Raw genomic sequence first — 12,483 nt, forward strand, 5'->3', positions numbered from 1 at the left:
AATGTTTATGGACAACTTTAAGTTAGTGAGTCATCACATAATGGAGCAGTGCTATGCCTTTATCCCGTGCAGAAATCGAAACCACATCGGCTGAGCGATTAATCAATCGTCTCTGCAAACACTGGGCGCATAAGCTTGAGGTTGAGCAAAACGACCAGCAAGCGACCATTAAGTTTGCTACCGGTACCTGCTTAATGGTTGCTGAGCCAGACAAGCTAGTGGTGGCCCTCGAAACCCTTGAGGAAGAGCATTTGGATGAGCTTGAGGGGGTCGTTGAGCGACACCTGGTACGTATGGCCGGGGATGAAGAGCTGGCAATTGTGTGGGAGAACTAATCCCTTTCTCTTGGGAATAATGAAGAGAGCGTCGAAGGCGTTGGTGCGTCTGTTATAATCGCGGCAATTTTTGAAAACATAAGTATTACGCACTGAAACGCAGAGCGCAGGAGTTCGCATGACCCGAATTGCCATTGTAGGTGTGGCTGGCCGTATGGGCCGTACGCTGGTAAATGCTGTCGAGCAGGAGGCTGAAGCCACTCTGGCTGGCGGTATTCTGGAGCCAGGCAGCTCTTTAGTGGGGGCTGACATTGGTGAGCTAGCCGGCGTGGGCAAGCGCGGCGTCGTTGCGGTCGATTCACTCGCCTCGATCGTTGATGATTTTGATGTGCTGATCGACTTCACGGCTCCTCAGGTCACGCTGGGTAATTTGGCGTTCTGCGCTGAGCACGGTAAACGCATCGTGATTGGTACCACCGGCATGAGCGATGATGAGCTGGCGCAGCTCGACAGCTATCGCGATAAAGTCGCTATGGTGTTTGCCCCCAATATGAGCGTCGGTGTGAATCTAACGCTGAAGTTGCTCGAAACCGCTGCTAAGGCGCTGGGCGATGAAGGTTACGATATCGAAGTCATCGAGTCGCATCACCGCCACAAAGTGGATTCGCCTTCGGGTACGGCGATTAAAATGGGCGAAGTGATCGCCGACAGCCTGGGGCGCACCCTGAAAGAGCACGGCGTGTTCGAGCGGGTAGGGCAGTGCGGCCCGCGTACCGATAAAGAGATCGGCTTTGCCACCGTGCGCGCGGGCGATATCGTGGGCGAGCACACGGTGATGTTTGCCACCGAAGGCGAGCGCATCGAAATTACCCACAAAGCCTCCAGCCGGATGACCTTTGCCAAAGGCGCGGTGCGCGCAGCGCGCTGGGTCGCTGGCAAAGAGAGCGGCCGTTACGATATGCAGGATGTGTTGGGGCTGGATTAAGAAAACACTAATGTCTGCGGGTGCTACGATTAAGGGGTAGTCCTAGGCCAAGAATTCCTGTAACATTTCAAAAATTTTGGCCGGGTGGCTTAGAAGCTCTGACTGACAGACCTTAGACGGCGCGCTTGTTGCGTTGGCCAGCCCAAAGCCTGTCCCGAGTCCGCTAGCCAATTTTAGGTTGTGCCAGCGGCTCAGGAGGCATCGAACAACAAGCGGGATGAAACCGATTCTTTTTTATCGGCTTCGTCCCGCTTTTTTACGACCTCATTATTGATAACGAATCGTTGGATGATGAGGCCGTGGATTCATGAAGAATTTGCTGAGCCTGCGCCCTACAGGCTCCCACCAGCATGGGAGGATCTTGTTTTGAATAACCCCGCATTGAGCAAACCCGCAATATTGGCCCTGGAAGATGGCAGCGTGTTCCACGGAATCGCCATTGGCGCGGAGGGAGTAACCAGCGGTGAGGTGGTGTTCAATACGGCCATGACCGGCTATCAAGAGATCCTCACTGACCTCTCCTATGTCCGCCAGATAGTAACGCTCACCTACCCCCATATCGGCAATACCGGTATTAATGCAGAAGATGTGGAGTCAGCCTCTATCGCCGTCGCGGGTTTAGTGATTCGCGATCTGCCGCTAATGGCCAGTAGCTTTCGCTCTGAGCAATCGCTGTCGGACTACCTGAAAAGTCAGAATGTGCTGGGCATTGCCGATATTGACACTCGCCGTCTGACGCGCATTTTGCGCGATAAAGGGGCGCAAAACGGTGCGATTTTGGCGGGCGCTGATGCTGAAGGCGAGGAGGCAGTCGCACGGGCGCTGGAAGCCGCCAGGGCATTCCCTGGGCTGAAGGGGATGGATCTCGCCAAAGAGGTCTCCTGTAAAGAAGCGTACGAGTGGAGCGAAGGCGAGTGGACCTTGGGTGAAGGCTACGCCGATACCACTCAGCAAGAGCGTCCTTACCACGTGGTCGCGTACGACTATGGCGTCAAATTTAACATCCTGCGCATGCTGGCTGCGCGCGGCTGTCGCTTGACGGTGGTTCCAGCGCAAACGCCCGCTGCCGAGGTGTTGGCGATGAGGCCTGATGGCATTTTACTAGCCAACGGCCCAGGCGACCCAGAACCCTGTGATTACGCCATCAAAGCGATTCAGGACGTGCTGAAAACTGATATTCCAATGTTTGGTATCTGTCTGGGTCACCAGTTGTTGGCGCTTGCGGCAGGGGCGAAGACAGTCAAAATGAGCCTCGGTCACCACGGTGCCAACCACCCGGTGCAGGATCTCGATACTGGCGCAGTGATGATTACCAGCCAAAACCATGGCTTTGCGGCGGATGAAGCGACCCTGCCTGCGAACGTGCGCGCAACGCACCGTTCGCTGTTCGATGGCACTTTACAAGGGATTGAGCTAACTGACCGACCAGCATTCAGCTTTCAGGGCCACCCGGAAGCGAGCCCAGGTCCGCGCGATGTGGCGCCGCTGTTTGATCGCTTCGTGGCCATGATGCAGGCACGCCGCTAACGCGCTCCTCGCATCACCTTATCGCCTTATTTGTCGCTCATCGTCACCATTTTTTGCGGGAACCGTTATGCCTAAGCGTACCGACATCAATAGTATTTTGATCATTGGCGCTGGCCCGATTGTGATCGGCCAGGCCTGCGAATTCGACTACTCCGGCGCCCAGGCGTGTAAAGCGCTGCGCGAGGAGGGCTTCCGGGTTATTTTGGTTAACTCTAACCCAGCCACCATCATGACCGACCCGGCCATGGCGGATGCTACTTACATCGAGCCGATTACCTGGCAGGCGGTCGAGAAAATCATCGAAGCCGAGCGCCCCGATGCGATTCTGCCCACCATGGGTGGCCAGACGGCGCTGAACTGTGCCCTTGAACTTGAAAAGCATGGCGTGCTGGATAAGTTCGGCGTTGAGATGATCGGTGCCAACGCCGATGCGATTAACATGGCTGAAGACCGCGATCTGTTCGATCAGGCCATGAAGCGCATTGGCTTGGAGTGCCCGAAAGCGAAAGTGGCGCACACCATGGATGAGGCCTGGGAAATTCAGGCTGAGCTGGGTTTCCCGACTATTATTCGACCCTCCTACACCATGGGCGGCTCCGGCGGCGGCGTGGCGTACAACAAAGAGGAGTTCGAAGAGATCTGTACGCGCGGGTTCGAGCTTTCCAACAACCACGAGCTGCTGATTGACGAGTCGCTGCTGGGTTGGAAAGAGTACGAGATGGAAGTGGTGCGCGACAAAAACGACAACTGCATCATCGTCTGCGCGATTGAGAACTTCGACCCCATGGGCGTGCACACCGGTGACTCTATCACCGTGGCCCCGGCGCAAACGCTGACTGATAAAGAGTATCAGATCATGCGTGATGCCAGCCTCGCGGTACTGCGCGAGATTGGCGTAGAGACCGGTGGCTCCAATGTCCAGTTTGGTATGGACCCCAAGACCGGGCGCCTGGTGGTGATTGAAATGAATCCGCGGGTGTCGCGCTCCTCGGCGCTGGCCTCGAAGGCGACCGGTTTCCCGATTGCCAAGATCGCCGCGAAGTTGGCGGTTGGCTATACCCTGGATGAGCTGCAAAACGATATTACCGGTGGTCGTACGCCCGCGTCGTTTGAGCCATCCATCGACTACGTGGTTACCAAGATACCTCGCTTCACCTTCGAGAAGTTTCCTCAGGCCAATGACCGTTTGACCACACAGATGAAGTCAGTGGGTGAGGTAATGGCGATTGGCCGTACTTTCCAAGAGTCGCTGCAGAAAGCGCTGCGCGGCCTGGAAACCGGTAACGATGGTCTTGATCCGATCATTACCGACTTCACGCCGGATAATATGGCGATTATCCAGGGCGAGCTGCAAGCCGCTGGCGCCGAGCGTATTTTCTACGTGGCAGATGCCATGCGCTCGGGCATGAGCGTTGATGACGTGTTTGCGCTGACTAATATCGACCCTTGGTTCCTGGTCCAGCTGGAAGATTTAGTACTGACTGAAAGCGCCGTTGCCAAGCGAACGCTGAGCGATTTTTCCGCCCGTGAGCTTTACCAGCTCAAGCGCAAAGGCTTTGGCGATGCGCGCCTGGCCAAGCTACTTAATGTCAGCGAAAAAGAATTCCGTCAAACGCGTCAGTCCGCGGGTATTCGCCCGGTCTACAAGCGTGTCGACACCTGCGCCGCTGAGTTTGCTACGGACACTGCCTACATGTACTCCACTTATGAAGAGGAGTGCGAGGCGGATGTGTCTGATCGCCAGAAAATTATGGTACTGGGCGGTGGCCCCAACCGTATCGGCCAAGGGATCGAGTTTGACTACTGCTGTGTTCACGCTGCTTTTGCCATGCGCGACGACGGCTACGAAACCATCATGGTCAACTGTAACCCGGAAACGGTTTCTACCGATTACGATACCTCTGACCGCCTCTACTTTGAGCCGGTGACGCTGGAGGACGTGCTCGAAATCGCCGATAAAGAGAAGCCGGTAGGGGTGATTGTTCAGTTCGGTGGTCAAACGCCGCTGAAACTGGCGCGTGAGCTTGAAGCCGCTGGCGTGCCGATTATCGGCACCACGCCGGATGCCATCGACCGCGCCGAAGACCGCGAACGCTTCCAGGTGATGATTGATAAGCTGGGCCTGAAGCAGCCGCCCAATGCCACGGCGCGTAGCTTTGCCGAAGCCTTCGATAAGGCGGAAGCGATTGGTTATCCGCTCGTGGTTCGCCCCAGCTACGTACTGGGTGGTCGGGCGATGGAGATCGTCTACGACGCCTCCGAGCTTGAAAATTACATGACCCACGCGGTGAAAGTGTCCAACGACTCGCCAGTGCTGCTTGATCACTTTCTGAGCGCCGCGATTGAGATCGATATTGATGCGGTGTCAGATGGCCAGCAGGTCGTGATTGGCGGCATCATGCAGCACGTCGAGCAAGCGGGTGTTCACTCCGGTGACTCCGCCTGCGCGCTGCCGCCTTACTCGCTGCCTGCGGATGTGCAGGACGAGATGCGTCATCAGGTGAAGCAGATGGCGGTCGAGCTGGGTGTGAAAGGTTTAATGAACGTGCAGCTTGCCTGGCAGGACGGTGAAATCTACGTCATTGAGGTGAACCCGCGCGCCTCGCGTACGGTGCCCTTTGTGTCCAAGTGCATCGGTACCTCGCTTGCTCAGATCGCGGCGCGTTGCATGGCGGGTAAAACCCTCGCCGAACAGGGCTTTGAGCGCGAAATCGTGCCGCACTTCTATAGTGTTAAAGAGGCCGTTTTCCCGTTTAATAAATTCCCTGGGGTTGATCCGATTCTCTCGCCGGAAATGAAGTCTACCGGCGAAGTGATGGGCTCTGGCGACACCTTTGCAGAGGCCTTCTTCAAGGCGCAGTTGGGGGCAGGCGAGGCCATTCCTGGGCTGACCGGGGAGCGTAAAGCGTTCCTTTCTGTACGTGAGCCCGACAAGACGGGGATTATCGAAGTGGGGCGTTCTCTGTTAGCATTAGGCTTTACGCTATGTGCAACACGGGGAACTGCGGCTGCTTTGGAAGCTGCCGGGCTAGCCGTGGAGCACGTCAATAAAGTTTACGAAGGTCGTCCCCATATCGTCGATCTGCTCAAGAACGACGAAATCGCCTACATTGTGAATACTACCGAAGGTCGCCAGGCAATTAATGACTCTTCGGTCATTCGCCGTACTGCTCTCTCGCGCAAGGTGCCCTATGCGACCACCTTGGCGGGCGCTAATGCTGTTTGCATGGCGCTTGAGTACGGTAGGGAGATTACGGTGCGGCGCCTTCAGGATCTGCATGCAGGAGCAAGTCAATGAACAAGGTCCCGATGACAGTTGCGGGAGAAAGAAGCCTTCGTGAAGAACTCGACCACCTTAAAAGCGAAGCGCGTCCGCAGGTGATCGCGGCCATCGCTGAAGCGCGCGAGCACGGTGATCTTAAAGAGAACGCCGAGTATCACGCTGCTCGCGAGCAGCAAGGGTTTATCGAAGGGCGTATTCAGGAGATCGAGAGTAAGCTTTCTGTCGCACAAGTGATTGATGTCACTAAACTGCCGAAAACCGGCAAAGTGATTTTTGGTGTGACCGTATCGCTGCTTAATTTAGATACTGATGCCGAAGTCACTTATCGCATCGTCGGCGAAGATGAGGCGAATATTAAATCTGGTCGCATCTCGGTCACCTCGCCAATTGCTCGTGCGTTGATCGGCAAAGAGGAAGGCGATGTTGTCGTGGTTAAAACACCCGGCGGCGACGTGGAGTATGAAGTAGGTAGTGTCGAGCACTTGTGATGAAAAATGCCCTTTCAATGGACGTTGGTTAGGTCGCTTGAAGGGGCATTTGATGGCAGCGGCATATTCGCTAAAAGAGAACTTACAAGCTAGCGGTTAATGCCGGCCGTGGTGATTCTCAAAGCGAGTAACATTAGAAAGCTTCGGGTTCACCTGTGGGTTCCGGCGATAAAGAAGCGCCATTTTGCCAATGGTTTGCACGAGTTCTGCGCGGCTGTTGGCGATCAGTTCGGCGATCATGGCAGCACGATCATCACGCTCAGGAAGGGCGAGCTTCACTTTGATCAGTTCGTGATCGGTAAGTGCGCGGTTAAGTTCTGCGAGCAAATTTTCGGAGACGCCGTTCTCAGAAACGGTGACCACGGGGTTAAGGTGGTGGCCAATGCTACGAAATGCTTTCTTTTGTGCCTGTGACAAGCTCATGGTATCTTGCGGTATCCCGGTTAGCGCATAACGCTCCATCTTACGGTGAAACGCCACCGAGTGAAAGCGATCGCGTGAATGCGCCCATCTCATATTCTAGTGTTAGATTCCCACATGCAGCAAAAGCCCCCGAACCGTAAACATTCAGTCAGCAAGACCAGTAATAATTGGAAGAAGGAGCATTTTGACGACCAGTACGTGAAGCAGAGTTGGCAAGATGGTTATCGCTCTCGCGCCAGCTATAAGCTGATCGAGCTGGATGAAAAGGATAAGCTACTGCGTCCTGGCATGACGGTGATTGATTTGGGTGCAGCGCCCGGTGGCTGGAGCCAAATTGCCGCTGAGAAGGTAGGGCCGGAAGGGGTGGTCATTGCTTCGGATATTCTGGAGATGGATGCGCTAGCTGGCGTCGATTTTATTCAGGGCGATTTTACCGAAGAATCGGTGCTGGAGGCGATATTAAAACGCCTGGATAATCGCCGTGTAGACCTTGTGATGTCGGATATGGCCCCCAATATGAGTGGTATGGCGGCGATTGATCAGCCTCAGGCGATGTACTTGGTGGAGCTAGCGTTGGAGCTGGCACGCGAAACGTTGTCACCTGGTGGTCGATTTTTGGCTAAAGTATTCCAAGGGGAAGGATTTGACGCCTACTTAAAAGAGCTGCGCGGCAGCTTTAACAAAGTAGTGACGCGCAAGCCAGATGCATCTCGAGCGCGTTCCCGTGAAGTGTATTTTCTGGCAGAAGGGTTTCGTGGGTAACTGTCGGTGTGGTTCGATAATTGCTCTTGGGGTTCGGTATTCGGACGTATGGTCCATAGCCAAGATTTATCAGCGCAATTGCCAGACAGGCAGGCGCAACGTGTGTCACATTAGCTGCAATCAGCGCGCGTGACACAGATGGCCCGAGGCATAAGACGCTTTGGCAATGGTTGAACGATTGATGCTGGTGTAGTGTCGTAGTACTAAGCTTATTGGTATCAGGCTTTATTAAGCATCAGCGTTTAACTGACGGATTCTTGTTAATGAGGGTAGCCCCTTGAACGATATGGCGAAGAACCTGATTCTGTGGTTGGTCATCGCGGCCGTCCTACTGACAGTGTTCAATAATTTCAGTACGGAAAGCGCACCTCAAAACACGAACTACTCTCAGTTTGTGCAGCAGGTGCAAAATCAGCAGGTAAGAAGCGTGACAATTGATGGTTATACCATCAGGGGTGAGCGCACAGATGGCTCTCAGTTCCAGACGATCCGCCCAGCGGCGGAAGATCCGAAGCTGATGGATGATCTGCTGAGCAATGACGTGACGGTCGTCGGTAAGGAGCCAGAACAGCAAAGTATCTGGACGCGCCTGCTGATCGCCAGCTTCCCGATTTTGCTGATTTTGGGCATCTTTATGTTCTTTATGCGCCAAATGCAGGGCGGAGCCGGCGGTGGTAAAGGCGGCCCCATGAGCTTTGGTAAATCAAAGGCTAAGCTGCTCTCTCAAGATCAGATCAAGACGACGTTTGCCGATGTGGCTGGTTGTGATGAAGCCAAGGAAGAAGTAGAAGAGCTGGTCGACTTCCTGCGTGATCCGACCAAATTCCAGCGCCTGGGCGGTATGATTCCCCGTGGTGTTTTGATGGTAGGGCCTCCGGGTACTGGTAAAACGCTGCTGGCGAAGTCCATTGCTGGCGAAGCCAAAGTGCCGTTCTTCTCCATTTCGGGTTCTGACTTCGTTGAAATGTTCGTCGGTGTCGGTGCATCCCGTGTGCGTGATATGTTCGAGCAGGCTAAGAAGCAGGCGCCGTGCATTATCTTTATCGACGAGATTGATGCCGTGGGCCGTTCGCGTGGCACCGGTATGGGCGGTGGTAACGATGAGCGCGAGCAGACGTTGAACCAGCTGCTGGTCGAAATGGATGGTTTTGAAGCTAACGAAGGCATCATTGTTATTGCCGCAACCAACCGTCCGGATGTGCTTGACCCGGCGCTAATGCGCCCAGGCCGTTTTGACCGTCAGGTAACCGTTGGTTTGCCGGATATTCGTGGCCGTGAACATATCCTTGGTGTTCATCTACGTAAAGTGCCGCTGGCAGATGACGTCAAGCCGCAGTTGATCGCACGTGGTACGCCGGGCTTCTCCGGTGCGGACTTGGCTAACCTGGTGAACGAGGCTGCACTGTTTGCCGCGCGTCGTAACAAGCGCTTGGTTGGCATGGAAGAGCTGGAGCTTGCTAAGGACAAGATCATGATGGGCGCTGAGCGCAAGTCGATGGTCATGACCGACAAAGAGAAGCTCAATACCGCTTACCATGAATCGGGCCACGCGATTATCGGTTTGGTTGTGCCTTCGCACGACCCCGTCTACAAGGTGACCATTATTCCTCGTGGACGTGCGTTGGGCGTAACGATGTTCCTGCCTGAAGAAGATCGCTATAGCCTGTCGCGCCAGCAAATTCTTGGGCAAATCTGCTCGCTGTTTGGTGGCCGTATTGCTGAAGAGATGACGTTGGGGCCGAACGGTGTTACTACCGGCGCTTCTAACGATATCAAGCGTGCTACTGAGCTTGCCCACAACATGGTCGCTAAGTGGGGCTTGTCGGATGAGATGGGCCCGATTATGTACGACGAGGATGAGTCGCATCAGTTCCTCGGCGGTCCGGGTCAGGGTGGCGGCAAGATGAAGTCCGGTGACACCACGACGCGTCTTGATAAAGAAGTACGTAAGATTATTGATGATTGTTATGAGCAGGCACGTCAGATTCTGACGGACAATCGCGATAAGCTAGACGCCATGGCAGAAGCCTTGATGAAATACGAGACCATTGATGCCAATCAGTTGAAGGACATCATGGAAGGGCGTGAGCCACGGCCGCCTGAAGGCTGGGATGATGGTGATTCATCTGGCGGTGGTACGCCGATCAACGATGATAAGCCGAAAGCTAAGGCCGAAGACGATATTTCTTCTAACGCTTCCGGAAATGATGCTTCTGGAGATGATGGTGAAGAAGAGGATGATGACGAGCCGCGTCGTCGCCCCTCCGATCCGCTAGGTGGCCCTGCAGGCTCATAAGCCCCAGCAGTCTCCTAAGCGCCGAAGGCGTCCCGTCATGGGGCGCCTTTTTTGTTATGCTATGCACCTATCACTGCAATGTTTCTTTTCTTGACCAGGCTGCAGCATGAAATCACTTCTGGACACCTATTCTACCCGAACCACTGAAAATGCTTTCCAGCTGCGCTGTGGGCGCCATTTGCTGGATCTATCCTTCCCCCGTGTCATGGGCATACTTAACGTAACGCCGGACTCCTTCTCAGATGGCGGGCAGCACGTGGCGTTAGATGACGCATTGCGTCATGCCGAGCGAATGTTGGCGGAAGGCGCGGCGATAATTGATGTAGGGGGAGAGTCTACCCGTCCTGGCGCTGATCCTGTCAGCCCACAGGAAGAGTTGGATCGGGTTGCTCCGGTGGTGGAAATCCTGGTGCGCGAGTTGGATGCGTTGGTATCGGTGGATACCAGCTGCCCAACCGTTATTCGCGAGGCGAGTGAATTGGGCGCTGGGATGATCAACGACGTGCGTGCATTAGAGAGAGAAGGTGCATTGCTGGCAGCGGTTGGTAGTGGTCTGCCGGTTTGCTTAATGCATCGCCAGGGTGAGCCCCAGGATATGCAGCAGGCGCCCGCTTATGCGCGTCCAGTAGAGGAGGAAGTGGCTGACTATCTGGCACGCCGAATCGCCGAGTGTGAAGCGGCTGGCCTGCGTCGTAATCGACTATTGATTGACCCTGGCTTTGGTTTCGGTAAGCGCGTTGAGCACAATCTACGCTTGCTGAAATATATGGAGACTCTTCAGTCGCTGGAGCTTCCTCTGCTGGTGGGTATGTCGCGCAAGAGTATGATTGGAAAAGTATTGGGCCGCCCGGTGGAAGAGCGTCTCTCCGGTGGCTTGGCGCTAGCGGCCATGGCGGTGGAGCGTGGAGCGAATATTCTGCGTGTACATGATGTCGCTGCAACGGTAGATGCCGTTAATATGACGTGGGCGGTATTACAAGAAGGATGCGAGCCGCCGCTTAACAAGGAGTCTGACGCATGACAAGGCGCTATTTTGGGACCGATGGTATCCGTGGCACGGTGGGGGAGTCACCCATTACGGCTGATTTTATGCTCAAGTTAGGCTGGGCGGCGGGGCAAGTATTGCGCCGTGATAAAGGTCGTACGCGGGTGCTGATCGGCAAAGATACGCGTATCTCAGGCTACATGTTTGAGTCCGCCCTGGAAGCCGGGCTTTCAGCGGCAGGTGTCGATGTCTCTCTGCTGGGCCCGATGCCCACGCCGGGTATTGCCTACTTAACGCGCACGTTCCGTGCCGACGCGGGTATTGTTATCTCCGCTTCGCACAATCCCTTCGATGACAATGGCATCAAATTCTTCTCCGCAGAGGGTAAAAAGCTACCCGATGAAACGGAAGACCGTATTGAAGCCATGCTGGAAGCGCCGCTGACCACAGCCGAGGCCGCGCAGCTGGGTAAGGCAACGCGCATCGACGACGCCGCAGGCCGTTACATCGAGTTTTGTAAATCGACCTTGCCTGACCGGCTTAGTCTGCACGGCCTTAAAATCGTTTTAGACTGTGCTCACGGTGCCACTTACCATATCGCGCCCAATGTGTTCCGCGAGCTGGGGGCTGATGTTACCACCATTGGCTCTGCACCTGATGGGTTAAACATTAACCAGCAGGTGGGCTCAACGCACCCCGCGGCTCTACGCGCTGCCGTTATTCAGCAAAATGCGGATTTGGGGATCGCCTTTGATGGGGATGGCGACCGCGTGCTGCTGGTAGATGGCGACGGGCGCGAAGTCGACGGCGACGATATTCTCTACCTGATTGCCCGTGATCGCCACGAGCGTGGTTTGCTTCAAGGTGGCGTAGTAGGCACCTTGATGACTAATTTTGGCCTATCAATGGCGCTTGATAAGTTGGGTATCCCTTTTGAGAGGGCTAAAGTGGGCGACCGCTTTGTCATGGAGCGCATGGCCGCCAAGGGTTGGGAGTTGGGTGGTGAATCGTCGGGTCATATTGTATGCGGTCATGTACAAACCACGGGCGATGGGGTCGTCTCGGCCCTGCAGGTGTTAGCGCTGATGATGCGCGAGCAAAAAAGCCTACCAACATTGCTGAAAGCATTGGAAAAAGTGCCACAAGCCCTTGTCAATGTGCGCTTACCTGCGGGTGCAAATCCGAGCGATGTAATGGGGTCTGCGCCGCTTCAGCAGGCGGTTGCCGCGTTAGAGCAAGAGTTAGGCGATGAGGGGCGTGTGTTGCTAAGGCCGTCAGGCACCGAGCCTTTAATTCGTGTGATGGTAGAAGGACGTGCTCATTTGGATGTAGACCAGTTGGCGCGTACCTTGGCTGATCAGGTGCAGGCCTTGCTCAGTTAACGTGTCCAATAAACCGGGTTTGTGTTTGTAACAGCGGTTGTCTTGACAAGGCCGCTCCTATACCATTTCGCTCCACC

General features: G+C 55.0%; 10 protein-coding genes. 9 read left to right on the top strand and 1 reads right to left on the bottom strand.

What is annotated here, in order from left to right; genetic code table 11:
* The first annotated feature begins 53 nt into the window (after positions 1-53).
* The 5 genes from ACW44H_RS01565 to greA all read left to right on the top strand — a co-directional run bounded on the left by ACW44H_RS01565 (position 54) and on the right by greA (position 6,558).
* Positions 54-335: a DUF2218 domain-containing protein gene (locus ACW44H_RS01565; RefSeq protein ID WP_113269748.1), complete on the top strand. Its 282-nt coding sequence runs from the start codon at positions 54-56 to the stop codon at positions 333-335.
* Between the two features lie 118 nt (positions 336-453).
* Positions 454-1,260 (top strand): 4-hydroxy-tetrahydrodipicolinate reductase, encoded by an 807-nt coding sequence (gene dapB, locus ACW44H_RS01570; RefSeq protein WP_457506387.1) that lies wholly within the window; start codon positions 454-456, stop codon positions 1,258-1,260.
* A gap of 381 nt (positions 1,261-1,641) precedes the next feature.
* The gene (gene carA, locus ACW44H_RS01575; protein ID WP_457508887.1) at positions 1,642-2,787 is read left to right on the top strand and encodes a glutamine-hydrolyzing carbamoyl-phosphate synthase small subunit; all 1,146 of its coding nucleotides are present in this window, start codon (positions 1,642-1,644) and stop codon (positions 2,785-2,787) included.
* 67 nt (positions 2,788-2,854) lie between these two features.
* Positions 2,855-6,085: a carbamoyl-phosphate synthase large subunit gene (gene carB / locus ACW44H_RS01580; RefSeq protein WP_457506389.1), complete on the top strand. Its 3,231-nt coding sequence runs from the start codon at positions 2,855-2,857 to the stop codon at positions 6,083-6,085.
* A complete protein-coding gene (gene greA, locus ACW44H_RS01585; protein ID WP_113269745.1) occupies positions 6,082-6,558 on the top strand; it encodes a transcription elongation factor GreA in 477 nt (158 codons plus the stop codon). The genes carB and greA overlap by 4 nt, the downstream gene beginning before the upstream one ends.
* Positions 6,559-6,654: 96 nt before the next feature.
* On the opposite strand, the gene yhbY is transcribed toward greA, so the two are convergent.
* Positions 6,655-6,981, bottom strand: a complete 327-nt coding sequence (yhbY, locus tag ACW44H_RS01590) for a ribosome assembly RNA-binding protein YhbY (RefSeq protein ID WP_113269879.1) — start codon at positions 6,979-6,981, stop codon at positions 6,655-6,657.
* A gap of 114 nt (positions 6,982-7,095) precedes the next feature.
* On the opposite strand from yhbY, the gene rlmE reads away from it, so the two are divergent.
* The 4 genes from rlmE to glmM all read left to right on the top strand — a co-directional run bounded on the left by rlmE (position 7,096) and on the right by glmM (position 12,406).
* Positions 7,096-7,743 (top strand): 23S rRNA (uridine(2552)-2'-O)-methyltransferase RlmE, encoded by a 648-nt coding sequence (rlmE, locus tag ACW44H_RS01595; protein ID WP_447045410.1) that lies wholly within the window; start codon positions 7,096-7,098, stop codon positions 7,741-7,743.
* A 277-nt stretch (positions 7,744-8,020) separates the two neighbouring features.
* Complete coding sequence (gene ftsH / locus ACW44H_RS01600; protein ID WP_457506391.1) at positions 8,021-10,039, top strand: ATP-dependent zinc metalloprotease FtsH; 2,019 nt, start codon at positions 8,021-8,023, stop codon at positions 10,037-10,039.
* Between the two features lie 106 nt (positions 10,040-10,145).
* Positions 10,146-11,060 carry a dihydropteroate synthase gene (gene folP, locus ACW44H_RS01605; RefSeq protein WP_457506393.1) on the top strand — a complete coding sequence of 305 codons (915 nt, stop codon included), beginning with the start codon at positions 10,146-10,148 and terminating at the stop codon, positions 11,058-11,060.
* The gene (glmM, locus tag ACW44H_RS01610) at positions 11,057-12,406 is read left to right on the top strand and encodes a phosphoglucosamine mutase (protein ID WP_457506395.1); all 1,350 of its coding nucleotides are present in this window, start codon (positions 11,057-11,059) and stop codon (positions 12,404-12,406) included. The genes folP and glmM overlap by 4 nt, the downstream gene beginning before the upstream one ends.
* Positions 12,407-12,483 lie beyond the last annotated feature (77 nt).

It is taken from the genome of Vreelandella sulfidaeris Esulfide1 (assembly GCF_054072535.1).